This window comes from Novosphingobium sp. (genome assembly GCF_030699305.1).
Taxonomy (GTDB): Bacteria; Pseudomonadota; Alphaproteobacteria; order Sphingomonadales; family Sphingomonadaceae; genus Novosphingobium.
Map to the genome: position 1 here is coordinate 154037 of NZ_JAUYNB010000021.1, position 19746 is coordinate 173782.

At 65.3% G+C, this 19746-nt stretch carries 15 protein-coding genes and 1 tRNA gene; 12 read left to right on the plus strand and 4 right to left on the minus strand.

Going from position 1 to position 19746, the window contains the following annotated elements:
- Nucleotides 1-76: 76 nt before the first annotated feature.
- From Q8Q53_RS09790 to Q8Q53_RS09820, 7 genes are all read left to right on the plus strand, one after another.
- Nucleotides 77-1609, plus strand: a complete 1533-nt coding sequence (locus tag Q8Q53_RS09790) for an acyl-CoA carboxylase subunit beta (protein ID WP_305701585.1) — start codon at nt 77-79, stop codon at nt 1607-1609.
- A 205-nt stretch (nt 1610-1814) separates the two neighbouring features.
- Nucleotides 1815-2255: a methylmalonyl-CoA epimerase gene (gene mce / locus Q8Q53_RS09795; RefSeq protein WP_305701586.1), complete on the plus strand. Its 441-nt coding sequence runs from the start codon at nt 1815-1817 to the stop codon at nt 2253-2255.
- 124 nt (nt 2256-2379) lie between these two features.
- Nucleotides 2380-3162, plus strand: coding sequence for an enoyl-CoA hydratase-related protein (locus Q8Q53_RS09800; protein WP_305701587.1), 783 nt, complete (start codon nt 2380-2382; stop codon nt 3160-3162).
- Nucleotides 3163-3306: 144 nt separating this feature from the next.
- A complete protein-coding gene (gene scpA, locus Q8Q53_RS09805) occupies nt 3307-5427 on the plus strand; it encodes a methylmalonyl-CoA mutase (protein WP_305701588.1) in 2121 nt (706 codons plus the stop codon).
- A 270-nt stretch (nt 5428-5697) separates the two neighbouring features.
- Nucleotides 5698-5910, plus strand: coding sequence for a hypothetical protein (locus Q8Q53_RS09810; RefSeq protein WP_305701589.1), 213 nt, complete (start codon nt 5698-5700; stop codon nt 5908-5910).
- Nucleotides 5911-7929, plus strand: coding sequence for an acetyl/propionyl/methylcrotonyl-CoA carboxylase subunit alpha (locus tag Q8Q53_RS09815; protein WP_305701590.1), 2019 nt, complete (start codon nt 5911-5913; stop codon nt 7927-7929).
- 219 nt (nt 7930-8148) lie between these two features.
- Nucleotides 8149-8817, plus strand: a complete 669-nt coding sequence (locus Q8Q53_RS09820) for a hypothetical protein (protein ID WP_305701591.1) — start codon at nt 8149-8151, stop codon at nt 8815-8817.
- A gap of 120 nt (nt 8818-8937) precedes the next feature.
- Here Q8Q53_RS09820 and Q8Q53_RS09825 read toward each other — a convergent pair.
- Nucleotides 8938-9014: transfer RNA gene (locus Q8Q53_RS09825), tRNA-Pro, on the minus strand.
- Between the two features lie 383 nt (nt 9015-9397).
- Between Q8Q53_RS09825 and yajC the strand changes: the two genes are divergently transcribed.
- The 3 genes from yajC (at nt 9398) to secF (ending at nt 12400) form a co-directional block, all read left to right on the plus strand.
- Entirely contained in the window at nt 9398-9730 is a 333-nt protein-coding gene (gene yajC, locus Q8Q53_RS09830) for a preprotein translocase subunit YajC (RefSeq protein WP_305701592.1), read from the plus strand.
- Nucleotides 9731-9802: 72 nt separating this feature from the next.
- Complete coding sequence (gene secD, locus Q8Q53_RS09835; RefSeq protein ID WP_305701593.1) at nt 9803-11410, plus strand: protein translocase subunit SecD; 1608 nt, start codon at nt 9803-9805, stop codon at nt 11408-11410.
- 12 nt (nt 11411-11422) lie between these two features.
- Nucleotides 11423-12400: a protein translocase subunit SecF gene (gene secF, locus Q8Q53_RS09840; protein WP_305701594.1), complete on the plus strand. Its 978-nt coding sequence runs from the start codon at nt 11423-11425 to the stop codon at nt 12398-12400.
- Nucleotides 12401-12411: 11 nt separating this feature from the next.
- Here secF and Q8Q53_RS09845 read toward each other — a convergent pair whose 3' ends face one another.
- Genes Q8Q53_RS09845 through Q8Q53_RS09855 form a run of 3 tightly spaced genes read right to left on the minus strand, consistent with a single transcriptional unit; the run spans nt 12412 to nt 17883 of the window.
- A complete protein-coding gene (locus Q8Q53_RS09845) occupies nt 12412-15636 on the minus strand; it encodes an error-prone DNA polymerase (protein ID WP_305701595.1) in 3225 nt (1074 codons plus the stop codon).
- A complete protein-coding gene (locus Q8Q53_RS09850) occupies nt 15636-17219 on the minus strand; it encodes a DNA polymerase Y family protein (RefSeq protein WP_305701596.1) in 1584 nt (527 codons plus the stop codon). The genes Q8Q53_RS09845 and Q8Q53_RS09850 overlap by 1 nt, the downstream gene beginning before the upstream one ends.
- Nucleotides 17101-17883, minus strand: a complete 783-nt coding sequence (locus Q8Q53_RS09855; RefSeq protein WP_305701597.1) for an ImuA family protein — start codon at nt 17881-17883, stop codon at nt 17101-17103. Before Q8Q53_RS09855 ends, Q8Q53_RS09850 begins: the two co-directional genes overlap by 119 nt.
- A gap of 143 nt (nt 17884-18026) precedes the next feature.
- Here Q8Q53_RS09855 and Q8Q53_RS09860 point away from each other — a divergent pair, with 143 nt between their 5' ends.
- Nucleotides 18027-19277 (plus strand): CaiB/BaiF CoA-transferase family protein, encoded by a 1251-nt coding sequence (locus Q8Q53_RS09860; RefSeq protein ID WP_305701598.1) that lies wholly within the window; start codon nt 18027-18029, stop codon nt 19275-19277.
- 87 nt (nt 19278-19364) lie between these two features.
- Nucleotides 19365-19676, plus strand: a complete 312-nt coding sequence (locus Q8Q53_RS09865; RefSeq protein ID WP_305701599.1) for a septum formation initiator family protein — start codon at nt 19365-19367, stop codon at nt 19674-19676.
- Nucleotides 19677-19746 lie beyond the last annotated feature (70 nt).

Here is a 19746-nt window from a genome sequence, read left to right on the forward strand (position 1 = left end):
TGCAAATTCACATTGGACATTGCCCCGTGCCGCGCGCAAGGGAAATGCTCTGAAGATTACCGGGACGGGGAAGATCATGTCCGCAAATATCGCCGAAATGGAAAAGCGCCGTGCTGCCGCCCGGATGGGTGGCGGGCAAAAGCGCATCGACGCGCAGCACGCCAAGGGCAAGCTGACCGCGCGTGAACGGCTGGAAATCCTGCTCGACGAAGACAGCTTCGAAGAAACGGACATGTATGTCGAACACAACTGCGTCGATTTCGGGATGCCCGAAACGACCATTCCGGGTGACGGCGTGGTGACCGGCAGCGGCACGATCAACGGCCGTCTGGTCTATGTCTTCGCGCAGGACTTCACCGTGTTCGGCGGGGCCGTGTCGGAACGCCATGCGATGAAGATCTGCAAGGTGATGGACAACGCCATGAAAGTTGGCGCGCCGGTCATCGGCCTCAACGACAGCGGCGGCGCGCGCATTCAGGAAGGCGTGGCGTCGCTGGGCGGCTATGCCGAAATCTTCCAGCGCAACGTGCTGGCCAGCGGCGTGGTGCCGCAGCTGTCGCTGATCATGGGTCCATGCGCGGGCGGGGCGGTCTACAGCCCGGCGATGACCGACTTCATCTTCATGGTGAAGGACAGCAGCTATATGTTCGTGACCGGGCCGGACGTGGTCAAGACGGTGACGAACGAGATTGTCACGCAGGAGGAACTGGGCGGTGCGGTCACGCACACCACCAAGACCTCGGTCGCCGACCTTGCGCTGGAAAACGATATCGAGGCGCTGCTGACGGCGCGCGATTTCTTTGATTTCCTGCCGCTCAACAACCGCGAAGATGCGCCCCTGCGGCCGACGGCGGATACCTGGGACCGGCTGGAAGAAAGCCTCGACACGCTGATCCCGGCCAGCGCCAACCAGCCCTATGATATGCACGAAGTGCTGCGCAAGGTGCTGGACGAAGGCGAATTCTTTGAAGTGCAGCCCGCCCATGCCGGCAATATCCTGTGCGGGTTCGGCCGGATCGAAGGGCGCACGGTGGGCGTGGTGGCCAACCAGCCGATGGTGCTGGCGGGCGTGCTCGATATCAACTCATCGAAGAAGGCCGCGCGGTTCGTGCGGTTCTGCGATGCGTTCAACATCCCGATCCTGACGTTCGTCGACGTTCCCGGCTTCCTGCCCGGCACCGCACAGGAGCATAACGGCATCATCAAGCACGGCGCGAAGCTGCTGTTCGCCTATGCCGAGGCGACCGTGCCGAAGATCACCGTCATCACCCGCAAGGCCTATGGCGGCGCGTATGACGTGATGGCCTCCAAGCACCTCCGCGGCGACCTCAACTACGCCTGGCCGACGGCCGAAATCGCGGTGATGGGCGCGAAGGGCGCGGTGGAAATCATCTTCCGCTCGGACATTGGCGATCCCGACAAGATCGCGGAACGCACCAAGGAATACGAAGACCGCTTCGCCAACCCCTTCGTGGCGGCGAGCAAGGGCTTCATCGACGAGGTGATCCACCCGCACTCAACGCGGCGGCGGATTGCCTTGGGGCTGAGGAAGCTGCGGAACAAGAGTTTGGAAAACCCGTGGAAGAAGCATGATAACATTCCGCTGTGAGGGGGGAACCGATGAAACTCCGCCGTTTCAAACACATCGGCGTGGCGACGCTGCCTAAGCCCCTCCCCGCCGGGGAGGGGTTGGGGTGGGGGTTCGCCGCTGCGCTCCACTTGCACCGCCGAACCCCCACCCCGCTGCGACTAGGCAGCAAGCTGCCAAGTCTCGCTGCCCCTCCCCTGAAGGGTAGGGGGAATGGAGAAGATCAATGAAACTCGGCCGTTTGAACCACATCGGGGTCGCAACCCCCTCCATCGCGGACTCCATCGTGTTCTACCGCGACGTCATGGGCGCGACGAAGATCCATGAGCCGTTCGACCTGCCCGATCAGGGCGTGAAGGTGTGCTTCGTCGATACTCCCGGTGCCGATGGCGCACTGAACGGCACGCAGATCGAGCTGATCGAGCCGCTGCCGGGCAACACCTCGATCCAGAGCTTCCTCGACAAGAACCCGGCGGGCGGGCAGCATCACATGTGCTATGAAGTGCCCGACATTCACGCCGCCAAGGCCGAGTTCGAGGCCATGGGCAAGCGCGTGCTGGGCGAACCCCGGATCGGCGCGCACGGCACGCTGATCTTCTTTGTCCACCCGCGCGACATGCAGGGTGTGCTGACCGAAATCATGGAAACACCGAAAGAGGCGCACTGATGCCTTGCAACCCCGTCATGCTGAACTTGTTTCAGCTTCCATCGTGCCGTCCGGCACTGGTGGGGCGGGCCGAGAAATGGACCCTGAAACAAGTTCAGGGTGACGAAAACGGAGAGAACCGCCTGTGACCTACGAAACGATCACCGTCGACGTAACTGACGCCATCGCCACGATCACTCTGAGCCGGCCTGAGCGCATGAATGCGTGCAGCCTCGACATGGCGGGCGAAATCAATGACGCGCTGTCGATGATGGAAGGCGCGCGGGCGCTGATCATCACCGGGGCGGGGCGCGGCTTTTGTTCCGGCGCGGACCTTTCGGCGCGCGGTGAGCGGTCGATTTCGGGCGGTGAGGGCAGCTACATCGCGCTGACCCGCCACTACAACCCGTTGATGATGAGCCTCGCGCGGCTGAACATGCCGATCATCACCGCCGTCAACGGCGCGGCGGCGGGCGTGGGCTGTTCCATCGGCCTGTGCGGCGATTTCGTGATCGCGGGGCGCAGCGGCTATTTCCTGCAGGCCTTCGTCAACATCGGTCTTGTGCCCGATGGCGGCGCCAGCTGGATGCTGCCGCGCATGGTGGGCAAGGCCCGCGCGACCGAAATGATGATGCTGGGCGAAAAGATCAGCGCGGAAAAGGCGGCTGACTGGGGCCTGATCTACAAGATGGTGGAAGACGAGGTGCTGCAGGACGAAGCCCGCGCGCTGGCCACCCGCCTCGCGAACGGGCCGACGGTGGCTTATGCCGTGATGCGCAAGAACATCCTGACCGCGCTGGAAAACAGCTATTCCGAACAGCTGCTGGCCGAAGCCGAAGGGCAGCGCATCGCGGGCGGCACCGCCGATGCGATGGAAGGCGGGCTGGCCTTCCTCGAAAAGCGCAAGCCCAACTTCCAGGGCAAGTAATAACTGGCCCTCTCCCCCGTGGGGGAGAGGGTTGGGAGAGGGGCTGGGCGCATTCCCCCCTCTCCAACTGCGGCTAGCCGGTAAACCGGCAAGCCTTCGTATCCTCTGCCCCCCGCACGGGGTGAGAGGGCAATGAGGTGAGACATGGCAAAGATCGAAGACTGGCAGGCCGCGGCGGCGAAAGAGGTCAAGGGCAAGGACCTGACCTGGAATACCCCCGAAGGCATCGCGGTAAAGCCGCTCTACACGGCGGATGACGTGAAGGCCGATCCCGGCCTGCCGGGCTTCGCGCCGTTCACGCGGGGCGTGCGCGCATCGATGTATGCGGGCCGTCCGTGGACGATCCGCCAGTATGCGGGTTTTTCCACTGCCGAGGAATCGAACGCGTTCTATCGCCGCAATCTGGCGGCGGGGCAAAAGGGCCTGTCGGTGGCGTTCGATCTGGCCACCCACCGCGGCTATGACAGCGATCACCCGCGCGTGGTGGGCGACGTTGGCAAGGCGGGCGTGGCCATCGACAGCGTCGAGGACATGAAGATCCTGTTCGACGGAATCCCGCTCGACAAGATGTCGGTATCCATGACCATGAACGGCGCGGTGATCCCGATCCTGGCGTTCTTCATCGTCGCGGGCGAGGAGCAGGGCGTTCCGACCGAACAGCTCGACGGGACCATCCAGAACGACATCCTCAAGGAGTTCATGGTCCGCAACACCTACATCTATCCGCCCGAACCCAGCATGCGGATCATTTCGGACATCTTCGGATATACCAGCGCGAAAATGCCGAAATTCAACTCGATCTCGATTTCCGGCTATCACATGCAGGAAGCCGGGGCGACGCAGGTGCAGGAACTGGCCTTCACCATCGCCGACGGCATGGAATACGTGAAGTACGGCGTCGCCAGCGGGCTGGACATCGACAAGTTCGCGGGCCGCCTGAGCTTCTTCTTCGCCATCGGCATGAACTTCTTCATGGAAGTGGCCAAGCTGCGCGCGGCGCGCGTGTTGTGGCACCGGGTGATGACCAAACTGGGCGCGCAGGACGAACGCAGCAAGATGCTGCGCACCCACTGCCAGACCTCCGGCGTGTCGCTGCAGGAGCAGGACCCCTATAACAACGTCATCCGCACCACGATCGAGGCGATGGCCGCGATGCTGGGCGGCACCCAGTCGCTCCACACCAATGCGCTGGACGAAGCGATCGCGCTGCCGACCGACTTTTCCGCGCGCATCGCCCGCAACACCCAGATCGTGATCCAGGAAGAAACGGGCATGTGCAACGTGGTCGATCCGCTGGGCGGGTCGTACTACATCGAAAGCCTGACCCAGGAACTGGTCGACAAGGCGTGGGAAATCATCGAGCGCGTCGAAGCCGAAGGCGGCATGGCCAAGGCCGTGGCTGCTGGCTGGCCCAAGGCGATGATCGAGGAAGCCGCTGCTGGCCGTCAGGCACGGGTGGACAAGGCCGAGGACGTGATCGTCGGCGTCAACAAGTATCGCCTCGCATCCGAAGACCACCTCGATACGCTGGAAGTCGATAACGTCGCGGTGCGCGAAGGGCAGATCGCCCGCCTGAAAACCACCCGCGCCAACCGCGACGAGGCCAAATGCCGCGCCGCGCTGGCCGCGCTGACCGAAGGTGCGAAAGGCGGCGGCAACCTGCTCGAACTCGCCGTCGATGCCGCGCGCGAACGCGCCACGCTGGGCGAAATCTCTGACGCGATGGAGGTCGTGTTCGGCCGCTATGGCACACAGCCGGTGCCGGTGAAGGGCATCTATGGCAGCGCTTACGAGTTCGATCAGCGCTGGGCGCAAGTGACCGACGGGGTTGAGGCTGTGTCTCGCCGTCTGGGCCGCAAGCCGCGCATGCTGGTCGCCAAGATGGGCCAGGACGGCCACGATCGCGGCGCGAACGTGATTGCCAGCGCGTTCTCCGACATGGGCTTTGACGTCACCAGCGGGCCGCTGTTCCAGACGCCGGAAGAAGCGGCGAAGCTGGCGCTGGAAGCCGATGTCGACGCGGTCGGTGCCTCGTCGCTCGCCGCCGGACACAAGACGCTGATCCCCGAACTCATCGGCCACCTGAAAGCCGCTGGCCGCGCCGACATCAAGGTCGTCGCAGGCGGCGTGATCCCGCCGCAGGACTATGACTTCCTGCGCGAGGCTGGGGTGCAGGGCATCTATGGTCCGGGGTCCAACGTGGTCGAATGCGCGGCGGATATGCTGCGCCTGCTGGGCCACAACATGCCGCCGCTGGAGGGGTGACTTCGTGACCCTTAACCGCTCCCGTCGCCCCGGACTTGATCCGGGGCTGGGCTTTCCTTCTGCAACGCTGTGTTCGCTCGCGGCGTCGGAAAAGGCAGCCCAACCCCGGGTCAAGCCCGGGGTGACGATGAAGGTTAGGGCTGATGCGGCCGTTACGCGATCCCGTCATGCTGAACTCGTTTCAGCATCCATGGCTCGTCCGGCGCAGTTGGTGCGGGTGGAGGGATGGACCCTGAAACAAGTTCAGGGTGACGTCGAAAGGAGAGGGGCATGAATGTTCGCCATTTTCTCATTTTTACGGCGTGGTCAGTTTTTTGCATCGTCCTCACAGGGGCGCTGTTGTTTGTCTTCACCTACGGCGACTGCTTTGACAATCCTCTCTGCACGTCGGGTGCCAATCGAAATTTCTGGCTGATCATTGGATCCGCTTTCGTTGCCTACTGGGCCGTCTCGCTCATCTTGTTTCGACGCTGGAGTCGCTGAATGTTCAAGAAAATCCTCATCGCCAATCGCGGCGAAATCGCTTGCCGGGTGATCAAGACCGCCCGCCGCATGGGTATCCAGACGGTGGCCGTCTATTCCGACGCCGATGCCCGCGCGCCGTTCGTGCAGATGGCGGACGAGGCCGTACACATCGGCCCGTCGCCCGCCGCCCAGTCCTACCTGATCGCGGACAAGATCATCGCCGCGTGCAAGGCAACCGGCGCGGAAGCGGTCCATCCGGGCTATGGTTTCCTGTCGGAACGCACCAGTTTTGCGGAAGCGCTCGCCGCCGAGGGGATCGAGTTCATCGGGCCCCCGGTGAACGCGATTGCCGCGATGGGTGACAAGATCGAATCCAAGAAGCTGGCCAAGGCCGCGGGCGTGAACGTCGTCCCCGGCTTCGTGGGCGAGATCGAGGATACCGAGCACGCGGTGCGGATTTCCGCTGAAATCGGCTATCCGGTGATGATGAAGGCCAGCGCTGGCGGCGGCGGCAAGGGCATGCGCCTCGCCTATACCGAACAAGACGTGCGCGAAGGCTTTGAAGCGGTGAAGCGCGAAGGGCTGAACTCGTTCGGCGATGACCGCGTGTTCATCGAAAAATTCATCCTGGGTCCGCGCCACATCGAAATCCAGATTCTGGGCGATAAGCACGGCAACGTGCTCTACCTGAACGAGCGCGAATGCAGCATCCAGCGCCGCCACCAGAAGGTGGTGGAAGAAGCGCCGTCGCCGTTCGTCACGCCCAAGATGCGTAAAGCCATGGGTGAACAGTGCGTCGCGCTGTCAAAGGCGGTCGGCTATTTCAGCGCGGGTACAGTCGAACTGATCGTATCAGGCGCGGACCCCAGCGGGGAGAGCTTCTACTTCCTCGAAATGAACACCCGCCTGCAGGTGGAGCACCCCGTCACCGAATGCATCACCGGCATCGATCTGGTCGAACAGATGATCCGCGTGGCCGCTGGCGAGAAGCTGGCGATGACGCAGGACGATGTGAAGATCGACGGCTGGGCGATTGAAAACCGCGTCTATGCCGAAGACCCCTATCGCGGGTTCCTGCCCTCGACCGGGCGTCTGGTGCGCTATAACCCGCCGGTGGAGGGCTGGACCGATGACGGCAGCGCCAACGGGCGGCGCGGCGTGGACGGCGTGCGGGTGGACGACGGCGTCTATGAAGGCGGCGAAGTGTCGATGTTCTATGACCCGATGATCGCCAAGCTGGTGACCTGGGGCGAAACGCGCGACGAAGCCGCCGACCTCCAGATCGCCGCGCTCGACGCGTTCGAGATCGAGGGGCTGGGCCACAACATCGATTTCGTCTCCGCGATCATGCAGCACCCGCGCTTCCGCTCGGGCGAGCTGACCACGGGCTTCATCGCCGAGGAATACCCTGACGGGTTCACCGGCGCGGCGACATCGGACGAAGTGAAGGGGCACCTTGCCGCCATCGCCGGGTTCATCGCCACCGCCCGCGCCGACCGTGCGTGTCAGATCGACGGCCAGCTCGATGGCGAACTGGAGCCGACCTATGACTGGACCGTCACGATCGGCGACCAGTCGTTCGCGGTGTCACTGGATGAAGACATCACCGTCAACGGGCAGCCGGTAGACCTCGCGCTGGAATACACCCCCGGCGACCGGCTGGTGCAGGCCGAAGTGGGCGACACGGTCTACGGCGTAAAGGTGGACGTCACCCGCTCCGGCCTGCGCATGACCACGCGCGGCGCGACCCACAAGGTGCAGATCCTGCCCACCCGCTTTGCCCACCTGACCAGCCACATGATCGAAAAGATCCCGCCGGACCTGTCAAAGTTCCTGATCTGCCCGATGCCGGGCCTGCTGGTGGCGCTGCACGTGGCCGAAGGCGACAAGGTCGAAGCCGGGCAGCCGCTGGCGGTGGTCGAAGCAATGAAGATGGAAAACATCCTCCGCGCCGAAAAGAGCGCCACGGTGAAGAAGGTCAACGCCAAACAGGGCGAAAGCCTGGCCGTGGACGCGGTGATTTTGGAACTGGAATAAGCGGCGCTGGCGGGCGGGGGCGGGGTGCCCTTGCCCGCCGCACTGGTGAGAGCGAACAGGCGTTGCAGGAAACTGCGACGCCTTTTTGTTTGCTCCACACGCATTCCCGCATATAAATTTGGACCAACATCGCTTCCTTATCTTCGTGTGAGGGAGAGTTTAGAACTGTGCCGATTTCCAAGGTAGGTTGTTGAAAATGAGAAAAAGGACTTGCTTTAGATGAGTGAACCCCGTGAGTTGTTGATTGAAGGCACAACGACGGCTGATGCAATGCGGGCAACTGGGCCGTTCTTCATTGAACAACTGAAGGAGGATGCTGAAGCGGTAGATGGCCCGCCGGGACTAAAGCGCGATTGGTTTACTGTAGCTGATTGGCTCGACCATAAGGGTGGACCCATTAGCTTGGATCAAAGGCTTCAGATTACCGAGGCTTGGATTGCTTACATTTCCATAGGAGTTGCGCCGAGCCTAGCGCTCCAAGCGTTGTTCGACAGTATTGCTAAGGATTTAGCCGGTGAGGTAGCAACTCGGCCACCAGCCGCTATCCTCGATGTGTTTGATCGACTGTTAGCCACTGATGATGAGATCAAAATTAAACGCGCTTCAGATCTTCGGAAAGAGCGGCGAAAGCTTCAGGAAGCGTTTCAGGGGGCTGCTTTCAAACAGCCTAATCGCTTTGCGCAAAAAGGAAGTCGTGTTCGGAAAATTATATTTTTTTCAGCTGTTTGGGCTTTAGTGGTGCATCTATATGCTTGGTTGTTCGATCCACTTGGGGTTGGTGGATGGGAGGAATTAGAACAGGAACATTTCCATAGACTATTGGTGATTTCCTTGCTTCCCGCTTTAGCTCTTTTAGTGTTTGGCGCTTACCGAAAGTGGGTTCGATAGCTGGCTATTGCATCGGATTAATTTTCACTTTCGCTCAAGCGTTGCTTATCACAACACGCACACAACAAAACGGGCAGCTTTCGCCGCCCGCTGTGGATTTCCTAAAAATCTGGAAAATCTTGGTCGGGACGAGAGGATTCGAACCTCCGACCCCCACACCCCCAGTGTGATGCGCTACCAGGCTGCGCTACGTCCCGACCGTGGAGGCGGCCTATATGCAGGACGGGCGGGGATGGCAAGGGCGCAGGCGCGGCAACGTTCGCTTTTCGCCGGGCAGGGTTGAAGCGGGCGGCGGAGGCCCCACTTTGGGTCGCGGAACTCGAAGTCTCATTTCCTTGTTCATCGCCCCGGGCTTGACCCGTGGTCCCGCTTGTTTCCTTCGGCCCGTCCGGCAAAAAGCGGGATCCCGGATCAGGTCCGGGGTGACGGCGCAGGCAAAGTGGGCTGTGGGTTCGGAACTTAACCACTGCGTTCCGGGGGGCGGCGCGTTGCGAAGGCGCGGCTTAGCTGCTAGGCGCGCGCAATTCTGCCCGTCATTTGCCGGGTCAACGCATAACGCAAGAAGGTAAGAAGACTGTCCATGAACAGCCAGATCCTCAACATGCTCGCCGCTGCCGCCGCCGATGCTCCGCCGGCCTGGGTGCAGTTCCTCCCGCTCGTCGCGATGGTCGCGGTGTTCTGGTTCCTGATCCTGCGCCCGCAGATGAAGCGCCAGAAGGCACACCAGGCCAAGGTCGCCGGAATCAAGAAGGGCGATCAGGTGCTGACCGGCGGCGGTCTGGTCGGCAAGGTCATCAAGGTGGATGAGCACTACGCCGAACTGGAACTTGCCCCGAACGTGCGCGTGAAGGCGGTCAAGACCACGATTTCGGACGTCATCCCGCCGACCGGCGCGGCCCCGGCCAACGACTGATCGGCAGCGCGGTTCACCGGGTTGAACCGCGGCTCCGGTCGATCCTCTTCTCGCTGATGCAAGGCGCTGTCGATGCTTGATTTTCCCCGCTGGAAACAGCTCTGGCTCTGGTCGCTGGCGCTGCTCCTTGCGCTGGCGGCAATGCCGTCGATGTTCTCGGTTGTCGGCCTGGCTTGGCCGTCGGTGCTGCCTGCACCGCGGATCAACCTGGGGCTGGATCTCGCCGGCGGCAGTCACATCCTGCTGGAAGCGAACCCCGAACAGGTCCGCCGCCAGCGGCTGGAAAGCATGGAAGAGGACGTCCGCGCCCGCCTGCGGCAGGCCGACCCGCAGATCCGCATCGGGGATATCTCGTCCAAGGACGGCACCGTTTCGTTCATGGTCGCCGATCCGTCGCAGATCGACGCCGCGCGTGAACGGTTGCAGACGCTGACCAGCGGTGCGCAGCTGACCGGGCAGCGGGACTGGGATCTGGCCGTGCTGGATGGCAGCCGCATCGTGCTGACCCCGACCCAGGCCGGGATCGATCAGGCGATCAGCCAGGCAATGGACACCGCGACCGAAGTGGTCCGCAAGCGGATCGACGCGCTGGGCACCCGTGAACCGACGATCATCCGCCAGGGCGCGGACCGGATCGTGGTGCAGGTGCCGGGCCTGAAAGACCCGGCCGCGCTCAAGAACCTGCTGGGCCAGACCGCCAAGCTGGAATTCAAGCTGGTCGACGGTTCGGCGATTCCCGCCGACGTCGCGCAGGGCATTGCCCCGCCGGGCAGCGAAGTCGTGCCGTGCCTTGATGCCGGGTCGTGCGGCGGCGTGCCCGCGCTGGCCGTGCGGCGGCTGGGCGGGATCAAGGGCGATCAGCTGGCCAATGCCCAGCAGAGCACCGATACCCAGACCAACGCCGCCGTCGTCAACATCACGTTCGACCAGCAGGGCGGCGCCAAGTTCGCCAAGCTGACCACCGAGAACGTGCGCAAGCCGTTCGCCATCATCCTGGATGGCAAGGTGCTGTCCGCGCCGGTGATCGAGGAACCGATCCTGGGCGGGACGGCCCGGATTTCCGGCAACTTCACGGTGGATTCGGCCAACCAGCTGGCCATCTCGCTGCGCTCCGGCGCGCTGCCGGTGGACCTCAAGGTGGTGGAAGAACGCACCGTCGGGCCGGACCTGGGTGCGGATTCGATCGAAAAGGGCATGATCGCGTTCGGCGTCGGCACCGTGCTGCTGGTGGTGTTCATGATGGCCACTTATGGCCGGTTCGGCATCTATGCCAATTCCGCGCTGATCCTGAACGTGCTGATGATCCTGGGGGTGATGGCGCTGCTCAACACCACGCTGACGCTGCCGGGGATTGCCGGGTTCGTGCTGACGATCGGGGCGGCGGTCGATGCCAACGTGCTGATCAACGAACGCATCCGCGAAGAACTGGCCCGCGGGCGGCGCGTGATGCAGGCGGTAGAGATGGGCTATACAGAAGCCAGCCGCGCGATTTTCGATGCCAACATCACCAATGCCATCGCGGCGGTGCTGATGTTCCTGTTCGGCTCTGGCCCGGTGCGCGGGTTTGCCGTGGTGCTGATGATCGGGATCGTCACATCGGTGTTCACCGCCGTGACCATGACCCGCTTGTGGGTAACGGGCTGGCTGCGCCGCACCCGGCCCAACGATCTTGTGCTGTAAGGGAACCGGTCGATGAAACTGCTCAAGCTTGTCCCTGACAACACCAACATCAAGTTCCTGCGCTGGAGCAACGCGTTCTATGCGATGAGCGCGGTGCTGATGGCGGCATCGCTGTTCCTGGTGTTCACCAAGGGCCTCAATTTCGGCGTCGATTTCGTCGGCGGCCAGATGATCCGCGTGACCTTTACCCAAAGCGCCGCCGCCCCCGTGGCGGAACTGCGCGGACAGGTCGGCGCGCTGGGTTACGGGGAACCGATCATCCAGCAGTTCGGCAAACCGAACGAGATTTCGGTGCGCATGAAGCTGCCCGAAGGATCGGATGCCGATGCCAGCCTGGCTGACGCGATGACCCGCAAGATTACCGCCACGATTTCCGCCGCGCATCCCGATGCCCGGATCGACGGGGTGGATTCGGTCTCGGGCAAGGTTTCGGGCGAATTGTTCAAGACCGGGATGCAGGCGCTGTTCGCGGCGATGGTCGCGATCTCGATCTATATCTGGGTGCGGTTCGAATGGCAGTTCGGGGTGGGCGCGTTGTTCAGTCTGGTCCACGACGTAACGATCACGCTGGGACTGTTCGCGCTGACCCAGATGGAGTTCGATCTCAATATCGTCGCTGCGATCCTGACACTGATCGGCTATTCGCTGAACGATACCATCGTGGTCTATGACCGGATCCGTGAGAACCTGAAGAAGTATCGGCGGATGCCGATGGCGGAGCTGCTCGACCTGTCGGTCAACGAAACGCTCAGCCGGACGATCGTGACCACGGTTTCGCTGCTCATCACGCTGATGGCGCTGCTGTTCCTCGGCCCGAACGTGATCTTCGGGTTCACCGCAGCGATCACGCTGGGCATTTTCGTGGGCACCTACAGCTCGGTCTACATGGCTGCGCCGATCCTGATCTGGCTGAAGGTGACGTCGAACAGCTTCGTCCAGACCGAAACCGATCTCGAACGGCAGGAACGGCTCGCGCGCGAGCAATCCTGAGCAAACGCGGCCTAATGAAAATCGCGTGAGCGCGGCAGGATCCGCGCGTTGCGGGGGTGGCCGCGCGTTCGCACCGCGCGCGCGCGGTCCGGTTCAGCAGTGTCCGGATCGGACAGGCGGTCGAGCAGCGCGGAGGCATCGGTGATCCGCTGCGCCATCAGGTGGACCACGTCCTCCTTGCTGCGCTGGATTTCGCCGTCGATCCGCATCATCCGCGCGCCCATCACCGCCGCGCGCTGGCTTTCCATGTCGCGGGTCCAGAGCAGGGCGTTGACCACGCCGGTTTCATCCTCGATCGTGATGAACACCGCGTTGCCCTTGCCGGGGCGCTGGCGGATCAGCACGATCCCGGCGACCGTCACCTTGCGCCCGTCCGACGCGGCATTGGCATCCGCGCAGCTGAGCACGCCGTCCGCCGCCAGCCGCGCGCGCAGGAACTGCATCGGGTGGGCTTTCAGCGACAGCCGGGTGGTCTGGTAATCGGCCACGACTTCCTCGGCCAGCGGCATCGCGGGCAGGGCAGCGTCGGCTTCCTCGCCCAGTTCGGCGGCCTGCGCGAACGCGAACAGCGGGAGCTGATCCGGCGGGGTGCGGCGCACCTCCCACAAGGCCTCGCGCCGGGACTTGCCCAGCGAGCCAAGCGCATCGGCATCGGCCAGCTTGCGCAGCGCGGGCGGGGGCAGGGCGGCGCGGCGGGCCAGTTCCTCGACCGAGCCGAACGGCGCGGCGGCGCGCGCCTCGGCAATCGCCGCCGCCCAGCTTTCCCGGAAGCCGCCGATCTGGCGCAGCCCCAGCCGCAGCGCGAGCGCATTGCCGTGCGGCTCCACCGTGCAGTCCCACGCGCTGGCGCAGACATCGGCGGCGCGCACGGCGACCCCGTGCTCGCAAAGGTCGCGGACCAGCTGCGCCGGGGCATAGAACCCCATCGGCTGCGAATTGAGCAGCGCGCACGTGAAGATCGCCGGATGGTGGCACTTCAGCCAGGACGAGACATAGGTCAGCCAGGCAAACGCCTGCGCGTGGCTTTCGGGAAAGCCGTATTCGCCGAAGCCCTTGATCTGCTCAAAGCAGCGCTCCGCGAAGTCGGGGGCATAGCCGCGCGCGGTCATCCCGCCGACCAGCTGTTCCTGATAGCGGTGCATTGTGCCGACATTGCGGAACGTCGCCATCGCCCGGCGCAGCCCGTCGGCCTGGGCCGGGGTAAACTCCGCCGCGACAATCGCCAGCTTCATCGCCTGTTCCTGAAACAGCGGCACGCCCAGCGTCTTTTCCAGCACATCGCGCAATTCGTGCGGATCGTGGGGCGGCGCGGGCGAGGGGTAGTCGGGCGTTTCCTCGCCATTGCGGCGGCGCAGATAGGGGTGGACCATGCCGCCCTGGATCGGGCCGGGGCGGACAATCGCCACCTGGATCACCAGATCATAGAACCGGCGCGGGCGCATCCGGGGGAGCATGTTGATCTGCGCGCGGCTTTCGACCTGAAAGGTGCCGATGCTGTCCGCCCGGCGCAGCATGGCGTAGGTTTCCGGGTCTTCCAGCGGCACGTTCTGCAAATCGTGGTCGCCCAGCCCCTCGGCGCGGAGCAGGTCGAAGCTCTTGCGGATGCAGGTCAGCATGCCGAGCGCGAGGACATCGACCTTCATCAGCCCCAGCGCGTCGATATCGTCCTTGTCCCATTCGATGAAGGTCCGGTCCGGCATCGCGGCGTTGTGGATCGGGACCAGTTCGTCCAGCCGCCCTTCGGTCAGCACGAAGCCGCCGACGTGCTGCGACAGGTGCCGGGGAAAGCACAACAGCCGCTCGACCAGCGCGGCCAGCCGGGCGATCTGCGGGTTGGCGGGATCGAACCCGGCCTCGGCCATGCGGTCCTCGCGCACGGCGCGGTCATACTGGCCCCAGACGGTGGAAGTCAGGCGGGCGGTGACGTCCTCGGTCAGGCCCAGCGCCTTGCCCACTTCGCGCACGGTGCTGCGCGGGCGGTAATGGATCACCGTCGCGGCGATCCCGGCGCGTTCGCGGCCATAGCGGCGATAGATGTACTGGATCACCTCCTCGCGCCGTTCATGCTCGAAATCGACGTCGATATCGGGCGGCTCGTCGCGCTCTTCCGACAGAAAGCGTGAGAACAGCAGCGTTTCGCGGACCGGATCGACCGAGGTAATGCCCAGCAGATAGCAGACCAGCGAATTGGCCGCGCTGCCCCGGCCCTGGCACAGGATTGGCGGATCGAGGCTGCGGGCATAGTGGACGAGGTCATGGACGGTCAGGAAATAGCTGGCATAGCTGCGCGACCGGATCAGGCGGAATTCCTCGTCCAGCGTCGCGCGGTAGGCGGGGGGGAGGCCGTCCGGAAAGCGGCGCGCGGCGGCCTCATGCGCCAGCTGTTCCAGCCAGTCGTGCGGATCGCGGCCATCGGGCACCGGCTCGCGCGGGTATTCATAGCGCAGCTGATCCAGCGTGAAGTCGATCCGCCCCAGCAGATCGGTGCTGGCGGTGAGCGCGGCGGGGCAGGCGCGGAACAGGCGGGCGAGTTCGGCGGGGGACTTCAGGTGCCGTTCGGCGTTCGCTTCCAGCCGTTTGCCTGCGGTGTGGATCGCCGTGCCTTCGCGGATGCAGGTCAGGATATCGTGCAGCTGGCGCGCGTCCGGGCTGGCATAGAGCGCGTCGGTGGTGGCGAGCAAGGGCACCCCCGACGCATCCGCCAGCGCCTGCCGCGCGGCCAGCAGGCGCGCGTCGCGGCCCCGGCGCGGCATCGTCGCGGCCAGCCAGACGGCATCCGGGCAGACTTCGCGCAGGCGGCCCAGCAACGCCGCGTCGCCGCCGGTGGCGATCAGCAGCAGGTCCTGCGCATACTCGCACAAGTCATCCAGATGGAGGATGCAATCGCCCTTTTCGGCGCGGCGGTTGCCCAGGGTCAGCAGCCGGGTCAGCCGCCCCCAGCCGGTGCGGGTGGCGGGATAGGCGACCACATCGGGCGTGCCATCGGCAAACACCAGCCGCGCGCCGACCGCCAGCCGGAACCCGCCCCCCGCGCCGCCCAGTTCGCGCCAGGCGGTGTGCGCGCGGACCACCCCGGCGACCGTGTTGCGGTCCGCGATCCCGATCCCCGCCAGCCCCAGAGCATGCGCCCGCGCGACCATCTCTGCCGGGTGCGAGGCGCCGCGCAGGAAGCTGTAGTTGGTTGCCGCGATCAGTTCGGCGAAGACGGGCGCGGGGGCAGAAGTGGGCTGGGGCATCAGGCGAACAGCCCGTGCAGGAACCAGCGCGGACCGGCGCGTTCGCCGTAAAGCCCGTGGCGGAAGATCCAGAACCGCCGCCCGCGCTGGTCCTCCACGCGGTAGTAATCGCGGGTCAGCCCGCCGCCGCCGGGTGCCTCGCCGCCGCGCCGCCGCCACCATTCCGCCGCGATCCGCTCCGGCCCTTCATAGAGCCGCACGTCGAGCAGCTTGCGCCGCCAGCGGAAGCGCAGCGGCGGGCCGTCCGGCACTTCGGCGATGACCTCCACCGGCTGCGGCGGATCGAACAGCAGCAGCGGGCGCAGCGGCGGTTCGCCCGGCGCGGGCGCAGGCAGGCGCAGCGGTGCGGCAGGGTGGGTAAGCGCGGGCAGGGCCGCTTGCGCCTGCTCTGGAATGTGGCTGTCCTGCGCGATCAGCCGCCGGATGCGGCCGGGGCCAAGCCGGGTGCTGAGCTGTTCGACCAGTTCGGCCAGCGCCGACGCGGGGTCGCCTTCGCCCGCATCGGCAAAGGCGCTCTGGGCCGCGTCGAGCCGCTGCGCCGCCGGGACGGCCAGCGTGATGCTGTCATAGCCGAAGCCCGGGTCGAGCGGGTCGGCCAGCGCGCCGATCCGTTCCGCGAACAGGCGCTGGATGCGCGCCGGATCGCGGGTCGGCGCGGCGGCGGCGATGTCCAGCGCGTGGACCGCGCCGTCGCTGCGGTGCAGTTCCAGCCGGAACGCCCGCCCGCCTTGGCCGCGTTCGCGCAAGCTGGCCACTGCCCGGTCCAGCAATTCGGCCAGCGCGGCGGCGATGCTGGCCTGATGGGCGATGGGTTCCGCAAAGCGGCGGGTGAAGTGCAGCGGCGTTTCGACTTGCAAGGGCGCGCTGGGGGCCTGTTCGTCCCCGCTCAGGCGGTGCAGCGCGGTGACGGCGGCCATGCCGAACCGCGCGGCGATGGTCGCGGCGGGGCGGGCGGCGAGATCGCCCACGGTCTTCAGCCCGGCGCGCAGGCAGGCGCGGGTCGCCTCCGCGTCCAGCCCCAGCGCGCTGACCGGCAGCGCGCGGATCGCGGCGGCCTCGTCGCTCACCGGCAGGCGGGCATGGCGGGCGAGCGCGCGCGCCGCCGCCAGCGTTCCGGCGCAGGCGCTGCGTGACGTCAGGCCCAGCGCGGCGCAGTGATCCTCCACCCGCTCCGCCAGCGCGGCCTCATCCCCGAACAAGTGGGCGGTGCCGGTGATGTCGAGGCCGATCCCATCCGGCACCAGCAGCGTCACGTGCGGGGTGAAGCGGATGCAGTCCTGCCCCAGTTGTTCGAGCCAGACGGCATCGGCGGCGGCGTCGTGCTCCTGCGCGGCCAGATCGGGGTGGCGCGCGCGGGCATCGGCCAGCGTCATGCCGCCGACCAGCCCCAGCCGCGCCGCCGCCGCATCGACCGCCACCAGCCGCAGCGCGCTGCCTCGCCGGGCGTGGAGCACCAGTGGGGTATCAGGCAGCGGTGGGGAGCGCGGGCAGGTGGACGACCGTTCCGCCCGCAGCCGGTCGGTCGGCAGGAACGGGAACCACAGCGCCAGATAGCGCCGCGTCCTGGAAAATGCGTTGGTCACGGTTCCACTCCAGCCGCCAGCTCAGGCCTGACGGGCCTGCGCGCTGGCGCAGCAGGGCAAGGTCGAAAGTCGGCGCGCCGGGGGCATTGGCGGGCAGGCTGCGCGATGGGGCGGCGCTGACCGACCAGCGGGTATCCGCAGCGCTGGGCACAGGCTGCGCCCCGATCCGCAGCAGCAGCAGCGTCACGCCCGACCGTTCTGCCGCCAGCAGCAGGCGGCGGCTGGCGGTGAGGTCCAGCCGGGGCATGGGGCCGCGCGCTTCGAGCAGGACCACGCCCAGATCGGCGCAGCGCAGCGCATCGTGCCCGGCCCGCAGCAGCGCGGGCGCATCGTCGGCCAGCACGAACAGGCAATCGCGCGGCAACGTGCCGCACAGTTCCAGCAAGCCTTCGGCCTGGATGATCCCGCTGGCGCGCACCGCGCCGCGTTCGCGCAGCCAGACCAGCGGCTTGCCCCGGCCCACCACTCCGGCGGCGAGCAGCGCGGCAAAGCCCCCGGCGCTGGCGGCATCGTCCGGGTCGGCGGCATGGATTTCATGGATCCGCCCCGCCGCCAGCCCGCCGCCCAGCGCGGCATCAAGCGTGGTCACGCCGGTCGGCCAGCGCTGGCGCGCAGCCTTTTCGGGCAGGGGAAGGGATATATCAGGCGGGGGCACATCAATCACATAAGGTCCGAATCGCGAAGTTCGTTCACTATATGTTCCAAAGCCGTTCCAATGCAATCGGCATCTGCCGGGATTTCCCTTTGTCGGGCAGGCGCGGCCTCGCTATCGGCAGGGCGAATGGTAACGGCAGAGAGCAAGACAGCATGACAGGCAATGCGGCATCGCCCCGGCGGGCGCTGGACGGGGTGAAAGTGCTGGACCTCTCACGCGTGCTGGCCGGACCGTGGGCCACCCAGATCCTGGCCGATTTCGGCGCGGACGTGATCAAGGTCGAACTGCCGGGCAAGGGCGATGATACGCGCGGCTGGGGGCCGCCGTTCCTGAAACTGCCCGATGGCTCGGACGATCCGCAGGAAAGCGCCTATTACCTGTGCTGCAACCGCAACAAGCGGTCGATCGCGATTGATCTGGCCAACCCGGACGGGGCCGCGCTGATCCGCAAGTTGGCGGCAGAGGCCGACATCGTGGTGGAAAACTTCAAGGTTGGCGGGCTGAAGAAGTACGGGCTGGATTACGATACCCTGCGCGCGATCAACCCGCGCATGGTCTATTGCTCGATCACCGGGTTCGGCCAGACCGGCCCTTACGCCAGCCGCCCCGGCTATGACGTGCTGGCGCAGGGCATGGGCGGGTTCATGGCGATCACTGGCGAGGAAGGCGGCGGGCCGCTGAAGGCCGGGGTGGCGATGGCCGACCTGTCGACCGGGAACATGGCGGCGATTTCCATCCTGATGGCGCTGCGCCATGCCGAGCGCACGGGCGAGGGCCAGCAGATCGACATCTCGCTGCTCGACACCCAGATCGCGATGCTGGCCAACCAGGGTTCGACCCATCTGGTCGACGGCAGTGAACCGCGCCGCCTGGGCAACCGCCACCCCACCGTGGTCCCCTATACCACGTTCGATTGCGCCGACGGGGTGCTGCTGATCGCGATCGGCAATGACAGCCAGTTCCGCGCGTTCTGCATCGAGCTGGGGCGGCCCGATCTGGCCGAGGACCCGCGCTTTGTGCTGGCGCGCGACCGCGTGATCAACCGCGACCTGCTGGAACAGACCATGCGCGACATGGTGCGCGGCGAGGTCCGTGACGATCTGCTCGCGCGGCTGGCGCGGGTCAACGTGCCGACCGGGCCGGTCAACACCGTGACCGAAGTGTTCGCCGATCCGTTCATCGCCGCACGGCAGGTGGTCCACCGCTTTGTTCGCGAAGACGGGGTGGAAGTGCCGACCGTGGCGTTCCCCGGCAAGCTGGGTGAAACCCCGGCCGACTATCGCCACAGCCCGCCGCGCGTGGGCGAACACAGCCGCGCCGTGCTGGGCGACTGGCTGGCGCTGGACGCGGCTGAACTGGCCGGTCTGGAAGCATCCGGCGCGGTGTGCCAGCGCCCGAACTAACTCGGCGAATTGATCCGGATTGCAGCGATTATGACAATTTATGCGATTAACGCTTGAAACCCGCGGTTAACTGTGATTCTTAAGGGTATGCGCAGTGCCCGAAATGATCCGAAACTTATCGGCAAAAGCCTGCCTCAGGCGTTGGCACTGACATGCCTGCTGCTGATGGGCGCACTGGCCATCGCCGGGCCAAGCGGGCTGCTGGCGTGGAGCGAGAATAACCGGTTGCTGGCCGAACGGCAAAAGGAACTGGCCCACTTGCAGGTTGAACGGCAGGAACTGCGCAACCGCGTGGCGCTGCTCGATCCCCGGCAGGTCGATCCCGATATCGCCGGGGAATTGCTGCGCAGCAATCTCAATGTTGTGCATCCGGACGAAATGGTGATGCTGCTCGATTAAGCAGCGCGGCCTGTCCGGCTGGCGGATGTCCCGACAACGGATGTCCGGTAATTCCATCACAAAATACGTA

What these genes read in the sequence shown, in the direction of transcription:
- secF (WP_305701594.1), top strand. Translation starts at nt 11,423, where the DNA reads ATGAAACTGCTCAAGCTTGTCCCTGACAACACCAACATCAAGTTCCTG.
- Q8Q53_RS09845 (WP_305701595.1), bottom strand. Translation starts at nt 15,636, where the DNA reads ATGCCCCAGCCCACTTCTGCCCCCGCGCCCGTCTTCGCCGAACTGATC.
- Q8Q53_RS09820 (WP_305701591.1), top strand. Translation starts at nt 8,149, where the DNA reads ATGAGTGAACCCCGTGAGTTGTTGATTGAAGGCACAACGACGGCTGAT.
- Q8Q53_RS09790 (WP_305701585.1), top strand. Translation starts at nt 77, where the DNA reads ATGTCCGCAAATATCGCCGAAATGGAAAAGCGCCGTGCTGCCGCCCGG.
- Q8Q53_RS09860 (WP_305701598.1), top strand. Translation starts at nt 18,027, where the DNA reads ATGACAGGCAATGCGGCATCGCCCCGGCGGGCGCTGGACGGGGTGAAA.
- scpA (WP_305701588.1), top strand. Translation starts at nt 3,307, where the DNA reads ATGGCAAAGATCGAAGACTGGCAGGCCGCGGCGGCGAAAGAGGTCAAG.
- Q8Q53_RS09865 (WP_305701599.1), top strand. Translation starts at nt 19,365, where the DNA reads ATGCGCAGTGCCCGAAATGATCCGAAACTTATCGGCAAAAGCCTGCCT.
- mce (WP_305701586.1), top strand. Translation starts at nt 1,815, where the DNA reads ATGAAACTCGGCCGTTTGAACCACATCGGGGTCGCAACCCCCTCCATC.
- secD (WP_305701593.1), top strand. Translation starts at nt 9,803, where the DNA reads ATGCTTGATTTTCCCCGCTGGAAACAGCTCTGGCTCTGGTCGCTGGCG.
- Q8Q53_RS09815 (WP_305701590.1), top strand. Translation starts at nt 5,911, where the DNA reads ATGTTCAAGAAAATCCTCATCGCCAATCGCGGCGAAATCGCTTGCCGG.
- yajC (WP_305701592.1), top strand. Translation starts at nt 9,398, where the DNA reads ATGAACAGCCAGATCCTCAACATGCTCGCCGCTGCCGCCGCCGATGCT.
- Q8Q53_RS09810 (WP_305701589.1), top strand. Translation starts at nt 5,698, where the DNA reads ATGAATGTTCGCCATTTTCTCATTTTTACGGCGTGGTCAGTTTTTTGC.